Below are 16,687 nucleotides of genomic sequence, written 5' to 3' on the forward strand. Positions count from 1 at the left end.
CCGAGTGTGCCACGGGTGGGCCCGTGGCCGGTATGGGGGTGACGGAGGTGACCGTCACAACGCGATACCGGCCCAGGCGGAGGGGCCGAATCCGCCCTTGATGTCCGAGGCGATGTTGTCCGGGTTCACCAGGAAGCCGAGCTCGAAGATCGTCGTCTTCTGCCGGCCCTCGACCTTGAGGCGGACCGGGGAGTCCCCGGGGTGGGCCTTGAGGGTGCGCTTGAGCTCACGGACGGCGCGGCCGTTGATCCGGTGCTCGGGGAGGACGAGCAGCACCGGGGGTTTGCCGCCGTGCTCGGCCGAGGAGATGTCCAGGGCGGTGATCTCCTGGCCGAAGATGCTGATGGTCCCGTCGCGCTCGTTGATGCGGCCGCGGACCGAGAGCACGTTGTCGTCGATCAGCTCGTGCTGGACGAGGGCGTACGACTTGGGGAAGAACAGCACCTCGCAGCTGGCGTCCCGGTCGGCGATGGTGACGATGGCCCACGGGTCGCCCTGCTTGTTGAGGCGGCGGTCGATGCCGGTGATCAGTCCGGCGATCTTGGTCTCGCCCTCGGTGCGGCCGGAGGCGAGCAGCTCGGCGATGGAGGTGTCGCGGCTGCGGGCCAGGATGTGCTCGGCGCCGTCCAGGGGGTGCGAGGAGACGTACAGGCCGAGCATCTCGCGTTCGAGGGAGAGCTTGGCCTTGCGGTTCCACTCCTGGTCGCTGACCTCGAAGTCCAGACCGATGGTCGGGATGTCGTCGCCGGTGTCGATGGAGCCGAAGAGGTCGTCCTGGCCGATGGCCTGCTGCTTCTTGACGGGGATGACGGCGTCCACGGCGGTCTCGTGGATGTCGCACAGGCCCTTGCGGGTGTGGCCCAGGGAGTCGAAGGAGCCGGCCTTGATGAGGGAGTCGATGGTGCGCTTGTTGCACACCACGATCTCGGACTTGTCGAGGAAGTCGGCGAAGGAGGTGTACTTGCCCTTGGACTTGCGGGTGCTGACCAGGGATTCGATGACGTTGGCGCCCACGTTGCGGATGGACTGGAGGCCGAAGCGGACGTCCTCGCCGATGGCGGAGAAGTCGGCGACGGACTCGTTGACGTCGGGGGAGAGGATCTTGATGCCCAGGCGGCGGCACTCCGCCAGGTAGATGGCGGTCTTGTCCTTGTCGTTGTCGACGGAGGTGAGCAGGGCCGCCATGTACTCGGCGGGGAAGTTGGCCTTCAGGTAGGCGGTCCAGTACGCGACCATGCCGTACGCGACGGTGTGCGACTTGTTGAACGCGTACCCGGAGAAGGGGACCAGCACGTCCCACACGGCCTGGATCGCCTCGTCCGAGTAGCCGCGCTCGCGGCAGCCCTGCTGGAAGGGGATGAACTCCTTGGCGAGGACCTCGGGCTTCTTCTTGCCCATGGCGCGGCGCAGCAGGTCGGCCTGGCCCAGGCTGTAGCCGGCCAGGATCTGGGCGGCCTTCTGCACCTGCTCCTGGTAGACGATGAGGCCGTAGGTCGGGTTGAGGATCTCCTCCAGCGGCTTCTCCAGCTCCGGGTGGATCGGGGTGATCTCCTGGCGGCCGATCTTGCGCAGCGCGTAGTTGGTGTGCGAGTCGACGCCCATCGGGCCGGGGCGGTAGAGGGCGAGGACGGCGGAGATGTCGTCGAAGCGGTCGGGCTGCATCAGGCGCAGCAGGGAGCGCATGGCCGTGCCGTCGAGCTGGAAGACGCCGAGGGTGTCGCCGCGGGCGAGGAGTTCGTAGGTGGGTTTGTCGTCCAGTTCGATGGTGCTGGTGTCGACATCGATGCCGCGGTTCTCTTTGATGATCTTGATGGCGTGATCGATGATGCCCAGGTTCCGAAGACCCAGGAAGTCCATCTTGATCAGGCCCATCTCCTCGCAGTCGGGATACGAGAAGCCGGTGATGATGGTGCCGTCGCGGTCCCGCTTGTGCATCGGGATGAGGTCGAGGAGCGGGGTGCGGGAGAGGATGACGGCGGCGGCGTGCACGCCCGTGCCGCGGGTGAGGCCCTCGATGCCGCGCGCGGTGTCGATGACCTTCTTGACGTCGGGCTCGTTCTCGTACATCGAGCGGATCTCGGCGGCCTCGGAGTACCGGGGGTGTTCCGGGTCGAAGATGCCGGACAGCGGGATGCCCTTGCCCATGACATCCGGCGGCATCGCCTTGGTGATGCGGTCGCCCATGGAGAAGGGGAAGCCGAGGATGCGGTTGGCGTCCTTGACGGCCGCCTTCGCCTTGATGGTGCCGAAGGTGTTGACCTGGGCGGTGTAGGCCTCGCCGTACTTGTCGGTGAGGTAGCGCACCATGACATCGCGCTGGCGGTCGTCGAAGTCGAGGTCGACATCCGGGGGGTTGATGCGCTCGGGGTTGAGGAACCGCTCGAAGAGCAGGCCGTGCTTGAGCGGGTCGACGTCGGTGATGCGGGTCAGGTACGCGACGAGGGAGCCGGCCGCCGAGCCTCGTCCCGGGCCGACGGGGACGCCGTTGTCGCGGCCGTACTTGCAGATGTCGGAGACCACGAGGAAGTAGGAGTCGAAGCCCATCGGGGTGATGACCGACAGCTCGGTCTCCAGGCGCTCCAGCACCTCGGGCTCGGGGTTGTCGCCGTAGCGCTCCTTGATGCCGCGCTCGCACTCCTTGCGCAGCCAGCTGGCCTGGGTCTCGCCCGCGGGGACGTCGAACTGCGGCATCTGGTCCTCGTAGGCGAACACCTCCTTGTACGACTCGACGCGCTCGGCGATCAGCAGGGTGTTGTCGCAGGCCTCGGGGAGTTCGGAGAACAGCTGCCGCATCTCGGCGGAGGTCTTGATGTAGTAGCCGGTGCCGTTGAACTTGAAGCGGTTGGTGTCCGCCTTGTTCTTGCCCACGCCCACGCACAGCAGGCTGTCGTGGTCGTCCGCCTGGTCCTCGGTGACGTAGTGCGAGTCGTTGGTGGCCAGCAGCGGGATGTTCAGCTGCTTGGCGATGCGCAGCAGGTCCTCGCGGACGGTGCGTTCGATGTCCAGGCCGTGGTCCATCAGTTCCAGGAAGTAGTTCTCTTTCCCGAAGATGTCCTGGTAGGTGGCGGCGGCCTTGACGGCCTCGTCGTACTGGCCGAGCCGGAGCCGGGTCTGCACCTCGCCGGAGGGGCAGCCGGTGGTGGCGATGATGCCGGTGGCGTGCTGGGAGATCAGCTCGCGGTCCATGCGGGGCTTCATGTAGTAGCCCTCGAAGGAGGCGAGGGAGGAGAGCCGGAAGAGGTTGCGCAGCCCCTGGGCGTTCTGCGCCCACATGGTCATGTGGGTGTAGCGGCCACCGCCGGAGACGTCCTTGCCGCCCTCGCCGCTGGCGTCCTGGCCGCGTCCGCTGCCGCCCCAGAAGACCTGCTTCTTGTGGAAGCGGGACTCGGGCGCGACGTACGCCTCGATGCCGATGATCGGCTTGACGCCGGTCTTGCTCGCGGTGCTGAAGAATTCGTAGGCCCCGAACATGTTGCCGTGGTCGCTCATCGCGACGGCGGGCATCCCCTGGCGTTCGACTTCGGCGAACAGTTTGCCGTTCTTCGCGGCCCCGTCGAGCATCGAGTACTCGGTGTGAACATGCAGGTGAACGAAGTTGTCGGCCACGGTGGTAGGGACTCCTCGCGGGGTGGGGCTCAGGGGGGTGTGGGGGTTCCCCACCCTAACGCGATGAGGCCGGTGGGCCGGTGGGTGACGTGGGTGAAGGTGTGTGGGAAATCCGGTCCCGGTGAGGGGGTGGGGCCGGCGCGCGCGGCGCCCGGCGCCCGCCCTCCCCGCGCCCCGGGCGGGCGGGCCCGGGAGCGGGTCTATTGCGTGGGCTCGTCGTCGACCAGGATGTCGAACTCGGCGTTGTTCCCCTCGGCCGAGGTCGTGGTGATGGTCACGCCGTAGGTCCGGCCGCCCGCCGTCAGCTCGCAGCGGATGCTCGCCCCGACCTTGGCGGGGAGGTCCTCGGCGCAGGTGAGGTCGTCGGGGGCCTGACCGACCCGCTCCTCCAGCGCCGCGGACGCCTGTGCGGCCACCTCGTCCTTGTCCACCACGGGTTCGCCGCCGGAGCAGCCGGTGGCCAGGAGCAGTGACAGGGTCGCCAGGGCCGTGCCCGTGCCCACCCGGGTGCGCCGTGGGATGTGCCGCCTGACGGTCTGCTCGTGTGTGCGTGACATGCGGGGACGGACGCGGGTCGCCGGTGCTCCGGTTCGACGGCGGCCTGAAGCGAGATGATGTCGAGATTTTCGCGCCGGTGTCGCTCCCGGGAGATCGCCTGCGCGCGGCGGCGTTCAGCGGGCGACGGCCGTGGCGTTCGTGGCGTGGTGAGAAGGATGTTCCGGTCTTGATCGGATCATGAGATCGCCTTTACCGGAAAAGGAAACTGCTTTGCCCGAATGAGCAATTGGCGGCGTTACCTTCGATGTGGAGTGAATAGCCCGCTTGAGGGGTGGAATGCCGTGGAAGCCAGAATGATTGAGAAGGCCGTATTTCTTCTGCGTGAGGCACATGTCTCGCGTGGTGCGGTGATACGGGCGCTGGCCGAGTATTTCCCGGGGACCGCGTTCGACGATCGCACGCGGTGTGTGTACGAGGCGTGGGACCAGGTGCATCAGGGTGCACCGGCGCTCCCTTCCGTTCCCTCGGAGCTGTCCCAGGCACGTACGTTCGCGGCGGCGCACGAACGGCACGGATTCTCCGACTGAGCGGCGACGGAATCGCGCACACAGCGAGGGCGCACCCCGGCGGGGGTGCGCCCTCGTGCTGTGGTCAGTTGTGGCCGAAGCGGCGGGGTTTGCCGGAGGGGGCCTCGGACTGCTCGCGTATCTGCTGCTGCTCGCGTTCGTTCATGCGGCGTTCGTCGTCGCCGGAGCGTCCGCTTCTGGGCTGCTGCTGATCGCGGCCGCGTTTCTTCTTGCTCATGATCGCCTCCAGGCTGCGGGAATCAGTGGGCGCGATCAGATTCGCATGATCGTACAGACTTCGCATTTCGGGCAGGTTGCGCGATGTCCCCTGTATGACCGGTTCCTGTCCGACTCGCCACGCCGATGATCGAGTTCAGGCTGATAACGGTGACGCGGTCGGGCAGACTCCAGAAAACGGCTCGGTGAAAGAGGTGCCACGTGGACCGCTGCGTCGTCCTGGTCGATGCCGGGTATCTGCTCGGGGCCGCCGCGAGCCTCCTGGCCGGTGAACCCTCCCGACCTCGCATCAGCGTGGACCACACCGCCCTCATCCAAGGGCTGCGGGAGGGCGCGGAGGCGGACACCGGATGCGATCTGCTGCGCATCTACTGGTTCGACGGTGCCCCGGACCGGGTCCCGCAGCCCGAACACCGGCGACTTCGCGTCATGCCCCGTGTCACCGTACGGCTGGGCGCCCTCACCCGCAGCGACGGACGGTGGGCGCAGAAGGGCGTGGACGCCGCCATGCACGCCGAACTCACCGAACTGGCGCGGAACCGGGCCTGCGCCGACATCGTGCTCATCACGGGCGACGGCGATCTGCTCCCGGGCCTGGTCTCCGCAAAGGAACACGGGGTCGCCGTGCACCTGTGGGCCGTCCAGGCCGCCGACGGCGACTACAACCAGTCCGAGGACCTCGTCGCCGAGGCGGACGAACGACGGGTGCTCGACCGCGCCTGGATCACCAGGGCCATCCGGGTGAAGGAGGCCCAGCCGCAGCCGAGGCCCGAGATCGCCGCGATCCTCTCCGCCCCGCCGGCCCAGGCCAAGAACGGCGAACAGGTGCGGGCCACCACCGCCGCCGTGAGCACCGAGCCGTGCGCCACCGCCACCGAGACCGAGCCGGTGGGAAAAGTGCCCACCCCCAAGGACCTCGCCTCGCTGGGCCGCCCCGCGCAGGCACCCCCGGCCTCCGCCACGCTGCGCTGGTCCTCCGACCGCGGATGGGTGGAGCGCGGCCCCGAGGAGTCGCCGGAGACGGCGGCACTGCCGATGCTGTCGCACCTGACGACCGCCGAGCAGCGCTGGGCCGACCGGGAGGAGGACATCACGGCGGTCAGCGGTGACCCCTTCGAGGTCGGCCAGGTCTTCGCCCGCCGCTGGGCGGAACGGCTCGGCGGCACAAAACCGTTCGCACAGCTGTCGGCCCTGTCCGCCGACTACCCGCGCATCCCGCACCGCATCGACGGCGAGCTGCTGCGCTACGCGGCCCGCTTCGGACTGCTGGCGCACAAGGACGACCAGATCGACGAACGGGACCGGTACGCGATCCGGGCCGGGTTCTGGCGGGAGATCGACGAACGGACGGACACGGTCCGCGCCGCGGGCCCCGAATCCTGAGGCCCGCCCCGAAGAAGGCCCCGGGTCCCGGCCGACGGCGGGCGCCACGTAGGGTCAGGGGCTGTGGGCCCCATTACCGCATGGGTCGGGCGGTCGAAGTCCGGCGTTCAGCAGACAGCGGCGGACAGCGGTGATGCTGTGACCGCGCTGACCGTGCGCGGGCTCGTCAAGACCTACCCGGCGCCGCGCGGCTGGCGGCGCTCCCGGGGCGCCCCGGTGGTGGCCAGCGACGGCGTGGACCTCGACGTCACGGCCGGGGAGATCTTCGGCCTGCTGGGGCCCAACGGGGCCGGCAAGACCACCCTCGTACGACAGCTCACCGGACTCCTGCGACCCGACGCCGGGAGTATCGAACTGCTGGGACACGACCTGGTGCGGCACCCGCGGCGCGCCGCCCGGCTGCTGGCGTACCTGGGGCAGGAATCCAGCGCGCTGGACGAACTGACCGTGGCGCTGGCCGCCGAGACCACCGCACGGCTGCGCGGGCTGGACACCGCGGCGGCGCGGCGGGAACGGGACGCCGTCATCGAGGAGCTGGGCCTGGGGCCCATCGCCGGGCGGCCGCTCAAGAAGCTCTCCGGCGGGCAGCGCCGGCTGGCCTGCGTGGCCACCGCCCTGGTGGCCGGCCGCCCCGTCCTCGTCCTGGACGAGCCCACCACCGGCATGGACCCCGTCGCCCGGCGCGCGGTGTGGGCCGCCATCGACCGGCGGCGCGCGGAGCACGGGACCACCGTGGTCCTGGTGACCCACAACGTGATCGAGGCGGAGACCGTACTCGACCGGGTCGCCGTCCTCGACGCGGGCCGGGTCATCGCCTGCGACACCCCCGGCGGGCTGAAGGCCCTGGTGGGGGACGAGGTGCGGCTGGACCTGGTGTGGCGCGACGAGCCGCCGCTGTGGGTGCCGGCCATCGCCGCGCTGCGCCCCGGGGCCGTGGAGGCCGGGCGGCGCTGGACACTGCGGCTGCCCCCCGAGCGGGCGCGGGCGGCCGTGACCGAGGTGACCACCGGGCCGGCGTTCGCCGCCCTCGACGACTTCACCCTGGCCACCCCCACGCTCGAGGACGTCTACCTCGCGCTGGGCGGCCAGGGGGACGGGCTGGTACGGGCGTGAGCGCTGCCGTTCCCCATCCGCTGGCCCCCGCCGTACGGCTGTGGCCCTCGCTGCGGGCCGTCTACGTCGCGCAGCTGTCGCGGGCGCGGGTGGCCAGGATCCCGCTGCTGTTCGTGGCCACCTTCCAGTCCATCGGGATCATGATCCTGATGCGCGGGGTGGTCGACGGCGGCACCGGGGACGAGGCGCGGGCGGTCGTGGCGGGCTCCTCGGTGCTGGTGGTGGCGTTCGTCGCGCTGAACCTGCTGGCCCAGCACTTCGGGCAGCTGCGCGCGAGCGGCGGCATCGACCACTACGCGACGCTGCCGGTGCCGGCCGCCTCGGTGGCGCTGGGGACGGCGGCGGCGTACGCCTCGTTCACGGTGCCGGGGGTGATCGTCACGGCGGTCTCCGGCAGTGTGCTGTTCCAGTTGCCGCTGGGCGGGCTGTGGGTGCTGCTGGCGGTGATCCCGCTGGCCGGGGCCGCGCTGGCGGGGCTCGGGGCGGCGCTCGGACTGCTGGCGCCCCGGCCCGAGCTGGCCACCCTGTGCGGGCAGCTGGGCATGTCGGCGGCGCTGCTGCTGGGCGTGCTGCCGGCCGGGCGGATGCCGGAGCCGGTGCGGTGGCTGCGCGAGCTGCTGCCGTCCACCTACGGGGTGGAGGCGCTGGCCGAGGTGCTGCGGCCGGGGCCGGACTGGGGGTCGGTGGTCGCGAACCTCGGGGTGTGCGCGGCGGTGGGGGCGCTGGCGCTGACCCTGGCGACCTGGGCCTACCGGCGGGCCGCCATCAGCCGGGCGTTCTGACCCGGTGCCCGCTGTTCAGCCGTTGGACCAGTTCCGGGTGGACAGCACCAGCCGATAGCCGTCGGGGTCCTGGACAGTGACGCCCCACTTGTCCCAGTACGGATTGTGCGCCCGGACGCGTCGGCCGCCGTGATCTTCGAGCCGGTTCACCAGGGAGTCGGGGACGGGCGTGCCCAGGTAGAGAACCAGCAGGCCCTCGGGGGTGGGCCGGGGCTCCACGATGGCCAGCGGGTCCTGCACGAGCTCCAGGTGCCAGGAGGCGTCCGGGCGGCCGAGCATGAGCAGGTGGTGGCGGTGGGCGGGTGTGCCGTCGGCGGCCTGCCGGTACAGCACCTGGAACCCGAGGCCGTCGTGCCAGAAGCGCTCCGCCGCGCCGAGGTCCCGGGAGGGGCGGGCGATGCGCAGGTGGGGGGTGGGGTCGACCGCCTCGGACATGAGGTGCTCCTGTCGGTGTCGGTGTCGGTGTCGGTGTCGTTGCCGTTGCCGCGCCGTGAGCCTAGTGAGCGGTCGGGACGGGCGCCTCGGGCGCCGGCCCTGGGGCGGGAGTCGGACCGGGTCTCGGTCGGGCGACCCTTGCCACGGTGTCGATGATCCGCTCATACATCCGAACGGTCCTACCGATGCCCGAACAGGTGGCCGGTGCTGGCAAGATGTTGGGGTGATCGCGCCCCAGCCTTCCGAGGACCACCGCTCGCCCGCCATGGGCGGCGGCCATGACCCCTGGTCGGTTCCCGCCCAGCCCTCGCCGGAGCGTGCGCGCCCGCAGTGGGGCCGGGAGACAGGGACCGCGCTGCTGGTGGCGCTCCCCGTCGCCGTACTGGCCGGGCTGGCGCTCGGCGCGCTGTGGCCGCTGCTGGCGCCCCGGGTCCCCGTGGTGTCCAACGGCCGTGCGGTGATGCTCCAGAACTCCGAGGGGCAGCAGTCCATCGCGATTGACGGGACGTTTCTGCTGACCGGCCTCGCGGTGGGGGCGGTCGCCGGGGCGCTGGTCTTCTTGCTGCGGCGGCGCAAGGGCGGGATCGCCGAGGTGCTCGGGCTCGCGGCCGGCGCGCTGGCCGGCGCTTTCCTCGCCTGGCGCGTCGGCATGTGGCTGGGGCCCGAGCAGGACCTGGTGGCGCACGCACGCCGGGTGGGGGAGGGCGTGGTCTTCGACGGGCCGCTCAAGCTGGAGGCGAAGGGCGTCCTGGTGGGCCTGCCGTTCGGCGCGGTCGGGGCCCATCTGCTGTGCACCGCGCTGTGGGGTCCGCGCGATCCGCTGCCGGCGCCGGGGCGGACGGTGCCGCAGTGGCCGTCCAAGCCGTCCGGGCCCTCCGCCTGACGGGTGCGGCCCCGCCGGGCGGTCTCAGTCCTTGCCGATCGGGGCCGTCACCGCTGAGGTGAGGGCGATCAGATCGGCCGGGGCCAGCTCGATCTCCAGACCGCGCCGGCCGGCCGAGACGAAGACCGTCCCGTACGCGGTGGCGGAGGCGTCCAGCACGGTGGGCAGCCGCTTGCGCTGGCCCAGCGGCGAGATGCCGCCCCGTACGTAGCCGGTGGTGCGCTCCGCCGCCGCCGGATCGGCCATCGCCGCGCGCTTGCCGCCGACCGCCGCCGCCAGGGCCTTGAGGTCGAGGGAACCGGCGACCGGCACCACCGCCACGGTCAGCGCCCCGTCCACGTCGGCGACCAGCGTCTTGAACACCTGCCGGGGATCGTTGCCCAGCGCCCGGACCGCCTCCTCGCCGTACGAGGAGGAGCCGGGATCGTGGTCGTAGGCGTGCAGGGTGAACCGTACGCCCGCCCCGGTGGCCGCCACCGTGGCCGGAGTGCCGCCCCCGCCCGTCCGCTGCTTCTTCTTCGCCACCGCCGGCCTCTCAGTTCATGCTGGTGGGGCGCAGCGTGTACTCGGCGCCCGGAACCGAGGGCAGCCTACTGATCAGGGTGGTCTCACGGCGCAGGATTTTCAGCTCCTCCGCCAGCCGGGTCGCGGTGTCCTTGGCCTGGAGCAGCCGCTGTTTGTCCGAGGTGTACATGACGGTGGCCGCCGCCACCAGGTACGAGACGACCGAGGGGTCCTCGGGCAGCTCCTGACCGGAGGCCAGGGTGCGTTCGTTGGCGCCCGCCAGCTCCTTCTGGTAGCCGCGGAACGCCCGCAGCACCCCGGAGGCCAGGGCGCCGGCGCCCTCGCCGGGGTCCTCGGGCAGGGTCTCCACCTCGGCCGTGAGATACGGCCCGGTGCTCTCCACGGACAGCAGCCGGAACCGCGTTGTTCCGGTGGCCAGCACCTCGTAGCCGTCGGCGGCCGCCTCCGGCTCGCCCTCCTCGGCGAGCACGGCCGCCGCCGAGGCCGCGCGCGGCCGGATGGTGGAGGCGTCCGCGATGCAGCCGACCCCGTGGAAGGAGTCCATCGGATCGGCGGCGAAGCCCGCTCCGGGCCCGGCCTCCGGCAGCGGCGCGTCGGGCTCGGGCAGTCCGATGGCGCTGGGCGCCACCTCGTGTCCGTCCCTGATCGCGACCACCCCGAACGGCCGTGGACCGTCCTCGGGGAGGTCCAGCAGATCCCGCATCAGGGCCCGGTAGCGCGCCTCGAAGACGTTCAGCGGCAGCACGAGCCCGGGGAAGAGCACGGTGTTGAGCGGAAACAGTGGCAGGCGCGTGGTGGTCACGACCGGCCAGCCTACTGGCTGTGTGGCCCCCCGCAACGGTGGGTCGCCGCTCATCCGGGGACCGCATGGTGAAACGCGCGATCGCCGTGTCACAGGGGTCTGAGAGACTGGAGAAGTGCTGAACCGAATCGATCTGCGCGATTCTCCCTCGTCAGAGGGTGCGATCGACCGCGACCTGCTGCCCCGCGCCGAACTCGACGTCGAGGCCGCCCTGGAGAAGGTGCGGCCCATCTGCGAGGACGTGCGCCATCGTGGCACGGCGGCGCTGGTCGAGTACGCACGGCGGTTCGACCGGGTGGAGATCGAGCGGGTACGGGTCCCGGCCGACCGGATCCAGCGGGCGCTGGCCGAGCTGGATCCCGCCGTGCGGGCGGCGCTGGAGGAGTCGATCCGGCGCGCGCGTCTGGTCCACCGTGACCAGCGGCGTACCGACTCCACCGTGCGCGTGGTGCCGGGCGGCACCGTCAGCGAGCGGTGGGTGCCGGTGGAGCGCGTCGGGCTGTACGTGCCCGGCGGGCAGGCGGTGTACCCGTCGTCCGTGGTGATGAACGTGGTGCCCGCGCAGGAGGCGGGCGTCGCCTCGCTGGCGGTCTCCTCGCCCCCGCAGCGCGAGCACGGCGGGCTGCCGCACCCCACCATCCTGGCGGCGTGCGCGCTGCTGGGCGTCGACGAGGTGTACGCGGCCGGCGGCGCGCAGGCGATCGCCATGTTCGCCTACGGCACCGACGAGTGCGCCCCGGCGCAACTGGTGACCGGCCCCGGCAATGTGTACGTGGCGGCGGCGAAGCGGCTGCTCAAGGGCCGGATCGGGATCGACGCCGAGGCCGGGCCCACGGAGATCGCGGTGCTGGCGGACGACAGCGCCGACCCGCGCCACGTGGCGGCCGACCTGATCAGCCAGGCCGAGCACGACGAGCTGGCGGCGGCGGTGCTGGTGACCGACTCGGCGGCGCTGGCGGAGGCCGTCGAGTCGGAGGTGCGGGCGCAGGTCGCGCTCACCAAGCACCAGGAGCGGGTGACGGCGGCGCTGACCGGCCGGCAGTCCGGGATCGTGCTGGTGGACGGTGTCGAGCAGGGGCTCGCGGTCGTCAACGCGTACGCGGCCGAGCACCTGGAGATCCTCACCCGGGACGCGGCGGCGGTCGCGGCGCGGGTGCGCAACGCCGGCGCGGTGTTCGTCGGCCCCTGGGCACCGGTCTCGCTGGGCGACTACGCGGCCGGCTCCAACCACGTCCTGCCCACCGGTGGCTGTGCCTGCCACTCCTCGGGGCTCTCCGTGCAGTCCTTCCTGCGCGGCATCCATGTCGTGGAGTACGACCGCGCGGCGCTGGCCGAGGTGGCCGGCCATGTGGTCACGCTCGCGGAGGCGGAGGATCTGCCCGCCCACGGTGCCGCGGTGAAGGCACGGTTCGATGGGAAGGTTCCGGACAGCAAGTGACCCGTATCGACGACTTGCCGCTGCGCGACGAACTGCGCGGCAAGACCCCCTATGGCGCGCCGCAGCTCGATGTGCCGGTGCGCCTGAACACGAACGAGAACCCGTACCCGCTCCCCGACGCGCTGGTGCGCCGGATCGCCGAGCGCGTCTCGGACGCGGCGCGCGGGCTGAACCGCTACCCGGACCGGGACGCGGTGGAGCTGCGGACGGCGCTGGCCGGCTATCTGACCCAGACCACCGGGTACGCGGTCGGCCCGCGGCAGGTGTGGGCCGCCAACGGCTCGAACGAGATCCTGCAGCAGCTGCTCCAGGCGTTCGGTGGTCCCGGGCGCACGGCGCTCGGCTTCGACCCCTCGTACTCCATGCACGCGCTCATCGCGCGCGGCACCGGTACGGGGTGGGTCTCCGGGGCGCGGGACGAGGCGGACTTCACCATCGACGAGCCGGCCGCGGTGGAGTTCGTCACCACGCACCGGCCCGACGTGCTGTTCATCTGCTCACCGAACAACCCGACCGGTACGGCGGTCGAGCCCGAAACCGTCCTGGCGCTGTACGACGCGGCCCAGCGGGCGGCGAAGGGCCGGCACGGTGCGCTGGTGGTGGTCGACGAGGCGTACGCCGAGTTCAGCCACCGGCCCTCGCTGCTGCCGCTGATCGAGGGCCGGCCGAACCTGGTCCTCTCGCGGACCATGTCCAAGGCGTTCGGTGCGGCCGGGCTGCGGCTGGGCTATCTGGCCGCGGACCCCGCGCTGGTGGACGCCGTGCAACTGGTCCGGCTGCCGTACCACCTGTCCGCCGTCACCCAGGCCACCGCGCACGCCGCGCTGGAGTTCGCCCCCACGCTGCTGGGCTACGTCCAGGAGCTGAAGTCCGAACGCGACCGGCTGGTGCGCGAACTGCGGGCGATGGGCCTGGAGGTGACGGAGTCGGACGCCAACTTCATCCAGTTCGGGAGCTTCGCCGATCCGCACGCCTTCTGGGAGAAGGTGCTGGAACACGGCGTGCTCATCCGGGACAACGGAGTGCCGGGCCGGCTGCGCGTCAGCGTCGGCACCCCGGCCGAGAACGACACGTTCCTGGAGGCGGCGCGGGCCGCGCTCAAGGAGACGCAAGCAGCAGCACCAGAGAGCGAGGAACGCCCATGAGCCGCGTGGGGCGGGTGGCACGGACCACCAAGGAAACGTCGGTCGTCGTCGAGATCGACCTCGACGGCACCGGGCAGGTCGATGTGTCGACCGGGGTCGGCTTCTACGACCACATGCTCGACCAGCTGGGGCGGCACGGGCTGTTCGACCTGACCGTGAAGACCGAGGGTGATCTGCACATCGACACTCACCACACCATCGAGGACACGGCGCTTGCGCTCGGCGCGGCGTTCAAGCAGGCGCTGGGCGACAAGCGCGGGATCGTCCGGTTCGCCGACGCCTCCGTGCCGCTGGACGAATCGCTGGCGCGGGTGACGGTGGACCTGTCGGGCCGGCCGTACCTCGTGCACAGCGAGCCCGACGGCATGGCGCCGATGATCGGGTCGTACGACACGACGATGACCCGGCACATCCTGGAATCGTTCGTGGCCCAGGCACAGATCGCACTGCACGTCCACGTGCCGTACGGGCGCAACGCGCACCACATCGTGGAGTGCCAGTTCAAGGCGCTGGCGCGGGCGCTGCGCGGCGCCAGCGAGATCGACCCCCGGCAGACCGGGATTCCGTCGACGAAGGGCGCGCTGTGAACTGGGCCTCGATCCTGCTGTTCGCGGGCGGGCTGTTCCTCGGCGGGGGCACGTACTCCTTCATCCAGCAGAAGATGCCGCGCGGCGTCACCGTGCTGCTGGGCATAGGCGCCCTGATGTGTGTCGTGGCCGGTGTCATGGTGCTGGAGGTGTGGGAGTGACGGCCTCGGTGGTCGTGTTCGACTACGGCTTCGGCAACATCCGCTCCGCGGAGCGGGCGCTCGCCCGGGCCGGGGCCCAGGTGGAGATCACCCGGGACTTCGACACCGCGCTGAACGCGGACGGCCTGCTGGTGCCCGGCGTCGGCGCCTTCGCCGCCTGCATGGCGGGCCTGCGCGAGGCGCGCGGCGACTGGGTCATCGGGCGGCGGCTGGCCGGCGGCCGGCCGGTGCTCGGGATCTGCGTGGGGATGCAGATCCTGTTCGCCCGCGGCATCGAGCACGGCGTCGAGAGCGAGGGCCTGGACGAATGGCCCGGCACGGTCGGGCCGCTGACGGCCGACGTGGTGCCGCACATGGGGTGGAACACGGTGACGGCGCCCGCCGGGTCACGGCTGTTCGCGGGCCTGTCGCAAGAGGACCGCTACTACTTCGTGCACTCGTACGCGGTGGCCGAATGGGAGCTGGAGGCGCACAACGAGGCGCTGACCGCCCCGCTGGTCACCTGGGCCACACACGGTGCGCCCTTCGTCGCGGCGGTGGAGAACGGCCCGCTGACCGCGACACAGTTCCACCCGGAGAAGTCCGGCGATGCCGGCGCCCAGCTGCTGAAGAACTGGATTGAGACGCTGTGACGAACACCGCGAACACCGCGAAGTTGGAACTCCTGCCGGCCGTCGACGTACGGGACGGGCAGGCCGTACGGCTGGTGCACGGCGAGTCGGGGTCGGAGACCTCCTACGGCGACCCGCTGGCCGCCGCCCTGGAGTGGCAGCGGGCGGGCGCCGAGTGGCTGCACCTGGTGGACCTGGACGCGGCGTTCGGAACCGGCGACAACCGCGAGCAGATCGCCGAGGTGGTGCGCTCGATGGACATCAAGGTCGAACTGTCCGGCGGCATCCGGGACGACGCCTCGCTGGCGGCGGCCCTGGGCACCGGCTGCACCCGGGTCAACCTGGGCACGGCGGCGCTGGAGTCGCCCGCGTGGGTGGCGCGGATCATCGCCGAGTACGGCGACCGGATCGCGGTGGGCCTGGACGTGCGCGGCACGACGCTGCGCGGGCGCGGCTGGACGCGGGACGGCGGCGACCTGTACGAGACGCTGGCCCGGCTCGACTCCGAGGGCTGCGCGCGGTACGTGGTGACCGACATCGCCAAGGACGGCACCCTTCAGGGCCCCAACCTGGAGTTGCTGACGAACGTCTGCGCGGCGACCGACCGTCCCGTGGTGGCCTCCGGCGGCGTGTCCTCCCTCGATGACCTGCGGGCCCTTGCGACGCTGGTGCCGCAGGGTGTGGAGGGTGCGATCGTCGGCAAGGCGCTGTATGCCAAGGCATTCACGCTGGAGGAGGCGCTGAAGTCCGTATGAGCGGCAGCACGTGGGAAGACACGCTCGGCTCGGCGCGGGCGGTGGCGGCCGGGGACCGGGTGCTGGTCTCCGGGACGGCGCCGCTCGCGGACGGCGGCCGGATGTCGGTGTCGGCCACCGACGACCCGTACGAGCAGACCCGGGCCGCCTTCGGCGACGCGGTGGAGGCGCTGCGGCCGTACGGCCTGGGCCTGGAGGCCGTGGTGCGCACCCGCATGTACCTCAGCCACGTCCGGGACGTGGAGGAGGTGGCCCGGGCGCACCGGGAACTGTTCGAGGCGGTACGGCCGGTGTCGACCGTCCTCGTGACCGCCGGATTCGTGGACCCGAGGGTACTGGTGACGGTGGAGCTGGAAGCGTACCGAGGGGATGAGCGGGGATGAGCCTGGCGATACGGGTCATTCCGTGCCTGGACGTGGACGCCGGCCGGGTGGTCAAGGGCGTCAACTTCCAGAACCTGCGCGATGCCGGGGACCCGGTGGAGATGGCCAAGGTGTACGACGCGGAGGGCGCCGACGAGCTGACCTTCCTCGACATCACCGCCTCCTCGGGCAACCGGGAGACCACCTACGACGTGGTGCGGCGCACGGCGGAGCAGGTGTTCATCCCGCTGACGGTGGGCGGCGGCGTACGCACCACGGACGACGTGGACCGGCTGCTGCGGGCGGGCGCCGACAAGGTGGGCGTGAACACGGCGGCCATCGCGCGGCCCGAGCTGATCCGCGAGATCGCGGAGCGGTTCGGCAGCCAGGTCCTGGTGCTGTCGGTGGACGCGCGGCGGTGCCCCGAGGGCACCGTGACGGCCTCGGGCTTCGAGGTCACCACGCACGGCGGCCGGCGCGGGACGGGCATCGACGCGGTGGAATGGGCGGAGCGGGCCGCGGGCCTGGGCGCCGGTGAGATCCTGCTCAACTCGATGGACGCCGACGGCACGAAGGACGGCTACGACACGGCGATGATCGCGTCGGTGCGCAAGCGGGTGAGCATCCCCGTGATCGCCTCCGGCGGGGCGGGACGGCTCGACCACTTCCCGCCGGCCATCGAGGCCGGCGCGGACGCGGTGCTGGCGGCGTCGGTGTTCCACTTCGGCGATCTGCGGATCGGCGAGGTGAAGGGCGCCCTGCGGGCGGCGGGACATCCGGTGCGCTGAGGCACCGCCC

At 71.5% G+C, this 16,687-nt stretch carries 17 protein-coding genes and 1 pseudogene; 12 read left to right on the forward strand and 6 right to left on the reverse strand.

All coding sequences use genetic code 11. The annotated features are described in order from the left end of the window. Positions 1-54 precede the first annotated feature (54 nt). The 3 genes from dnaE to H7827_RS23690 form a co-directional block, all read right to left on the reverse strand. Positions 55-3,606 carry a DNA polymerase III subunit alpha gene (gene dnaE / locus H7827_RS23680; protein WP_432747278.1) on the reverse strand — a complete coding sequence of 1,184 codons (3,552 nt, stop codon included), beginning with the start codon at positions 3,604-3,606 and terminating at the stop codon, positions 55-57. Between the two features lie 200 nt (positions 3,607-3,806). After that, positions 3,807-4,163, reverse strand: a complete 357-nt coding sequence (locus H7827_RS23685; RefSeq protein ID WP_432747279.1) for a DUF4333 domain-containing protein — start codon at positions 4,161-4,163, stop codon at positions 3,807-3,809. Positions 4,164-4,755: 592 nt separating this feature from the next. Continuing rightward, positions 4,756-4,908 carry a hypothetical protein gene (locus tag H7827_RS23690; RefSeq protein ID WP_200367913.1) on the reverse strand — a complete coding sequence of 51 codons (153 nt, stop codon included), beginning with the start codon at positions 4,906-4,908 and terminating at the stop codon, positions 4,756-4,758. A gap of 200 nt (positions 4,909-5,108) precedes the next feature. Between H7827_RS23690 and H7827_RS23695 the strand changes: the two genes are divergently transcribed. The 3 genes and pseudogenes from H7827_RS23695 (at position 5,109) to H7827_RS23705 (ending at position 8,185) form a co-directional block, all read left to right on the forward strand. Further along, entirely contained in the window at positions 5,109-6,290 is a 1,182-nt protein-coding gene (locus H7827_RS23695) for an NYN domain-containing protein (protein ID WP_432747280.1), read from the forward strand. A gap of 234 nt (positions 6,291-6,524) precedes the next feature. Then, positions 6,525-7,031 (forward strand): annotated as a pseudogene (locus tag H7827_RS23700) (ABC transporter ATP-binding protein); the annotation flags it as partial. A gap of 209 nt (positions 7,032-7,240) precedes the next feature. After that, positions 7,241-8,185: an ABC transporter permease gene (locus H7827_RS23705; protein ID WP_432748046.1), complete on the forward strand. Its 945-nt coding sequence runs from the start codon at positions 7,241-7,243 to the stop codon at positions 8,183-8,185. Positions 8,186-8,200: 15 nt separating this feature from the next. Here the strand turns inward: H7827_RS23705 and H7827_RS23710 are convergent, their stop codons facing one another. Beyond that, the gene (locus H7827_RS23710; RefSeq protein ID WP_432747281.1) at positions 8,201-8,620 is read right to left on the reverse strand and encodes a VOC family protein; all 420 of its coding nucleotides are present in this window, start codon (positions 8,618-8,620) and stop codon (positions 8,201-8,203) included. A gap of 223 nt (positions 8,621-8,843) precedes the next feature. On the opposite strand from H7827_RS23710, the gene H7827_RS23715 reads away from it, so the two are divergent. Beyond that, positions 8,844-9,503, forward strand: a complete 660-nt coding sequence (locus H7827_RS23715; protein WP_386541158.1) for an ABC transporter permease — start codon at positions 8,844-8,846, stop codon at positions 9,501-9,503. Between the two features lie 24 nt (positions 9,504-9,527). Here H7827_RS23715 and ybaK read toward each other — a convergent pair whose 3' ends face one another. Further along, complete coding sequence (ybaK, locus tag H7827_RS23720) at positions 9,528-10,028, reverse strand: Cys-tRNA(Pro) deacylase (RefSeq protein WP_200367922.1); 501 nt, start codon at positions 10,026-10,028, stop codon at positions 9,528-9,530. 10 nt (positions 10,029-10,038) lie between these two features. Next, a complete protein-coding gene (locus H7827_RS23725; protein ID WP_200367923.1) occupies positions 10,039-10,830 on the reverse strand; it encodes an LON peptidase substrate-binding domain-containing protein in 792 nt (263 codons plus the stop codon). A 115-nt stretch (positions 10,831-10,945) separates the two neighbouring features. Here H7827_RS23725 and hisD point away from each other — a divergent pair, with 115 nt between their 5' ends. From hisD to hisF, 8 genes are read left to right on the forward strand one after another with little or no spacing between them, the layout of a single operon-like run. Further along, entirely contained in the window at positions 10,946-12,268 is a 1,323-nt protein-coding gene (hisD, locus tag H7827_RS23730) for a histidinol dehydrogenase (protein WP_432747282.1), read from the forward strand. Continuing rightward, positions 12,265-13,413, forward strand: coding sequence for a histidinol-phosphate transaminase (locus tag H7827_RS23735; protein WP_386541304.1), 1,149 nt, complete (start codon positions 12,265-12,267; stop codon positions 13,411-13,413). The genes hisD and H7827_RS23735 overlap by 4 nt, the downstream gene beginning before the upstream one ends. Beyond that, positions 13,410-14,000 carry an imidazoleglycerol-phosphate dehydratase HisB gene (gene hisB, locus H7827_RS23740; RefSeq protein WP_386541302.1) on the forward strand — a complete coding sequence of 197 codons (591 nt, stop codon included), beginning with the start codon at positions 13,410-13,412 and terminating at the stop codon, positions 13,998-14,000. Before H7827_RS23735 ends, hisB begins: the two co-directional genes overlap by 4 nt. Next, complete coding sequence (locus tag H7827_RS23745) at positions 13,997-14,161, forward strand: hypothetical protein (RefSeq protein ID WP_030734244.1); 165 nt, start codon at positions 13,997-13,999, stop codon at positions 14,159-14,161. Before hisB ends, H7827_RS23745 begins: the two co-directional genes overlap by 4 nt. Beyond that, a complete protein-coding gene (gene hisH / locus H7827_RS23750; protein WP_432747283.1) occupies positions 14,152-14,793 on the forward strand; it encodes an imidazole glycerol phosphate synthase subunit HisH in 642 nt (213 codons plus the stop codon). The genes H7827_RS23745 and hisH overlap by 10 nt, the downstream gene beginning before the upstream one ends. Continuing rightward, complete coding sequence (priA, locus tag H7827_RS23755) at positions 14,790-15,527, forward strand: bifunctional 1-(5-phosphoribosyl)-5-((5-phosphoribosylamino)methylideneamino)imidazole-4-carboxamide isomerase/phosphoribosylanthranilate isomerase PriA (protein ID WP_386541300.1); 738 nt, start codon at positions 14,790-14,792, stop codon at positions 15,525-15,527. Before hisH ends, priA begins: the two co-directional genes overlap by 4 nt. Continuing rightward, a complete protein-coding gene (locus H7827_RS23760; RefSeq protein WP_030734234.1) occupies positions 15,524-15,910 on the forward strand; it encodes a Rid family hydrolase in 387 nt (128 codons plus the stop codon). Before priA ends, H7827_RS23760 begins: the two co-directional genes overlap by 4 nt. Beyond that, positions 15,907-16,677 (forward strand): imidazole glycerol phosphate synthase subunit HisF, encoded by a 771-nt coding sequence (gene hisF, locus H7827_RS23765; protein WP_030734232.1) that lies wholly within the window; start codon positions 15,907-15,909, stop codon positions 16,675-16,677. The genes H7827_RS23760 and hisF overlap by 4 nt, the downstream gene beginning before the upstream one ends. The last annotated feature ends 10 nt before the right edge of the window (positions 16,678-16,687 follow it).

Source organism: Streptomyces sp. JH002, assembly GCF_050916115.1.
Taxonomy (GTDB): Bacteria; Actinomycetota; Actinomycetes; order Streptomycetales; family Streptomycetaceae; genus Streptomyces; species Streptomyces xiamenensis.

Excerpts from the sequence above, each read along its gene's own strand:
- H7827_RS23685 (WP_432747279.1), bottom strand. The coding sequence starts at position 4,163 with ATGTCACGCACACACGAGCAGACCGTCAGGCGGCACATCCCACGGCGC.
- H7827_RS23710 (WP_432747281.1), bottom strand. The coding sequence starts at position 8,620 with ATGTCCGAGGCGGTCGACCCCACCCCCCACCTGCGCATCGCCCGCCCC.
- H7827_RS23690 (WP_200367913.1), bottom strand. The coding sequence starts at position 4,908 with ATGAGCAAGAAGAAACGCGGCCGCGATCAGCAGCAGCCCAGAAGCGGA.
- H7827_RS23760 (WP_030734234.1), top strand. The coding sequence starts at position 15,524 with ATGAGCGGCAGCACGTGGGAAGACACGCTCGGCTCGGCGCGGGCGGTG.
- hisB (WP_386541302.1), top strand. The coding sequence starts at position 13,410 with ATGAGCCGCGTGGGGCGGGTGGCACGGACCACCAAGGAAACGTCGGTC.
- hisF (WP_030734232.1), top strand. The coding sequence starts at position 15,907 with ATGAGCCTGGCGATACGGGTCATTCCGTGCCTGGACGTGGACGCCGGC.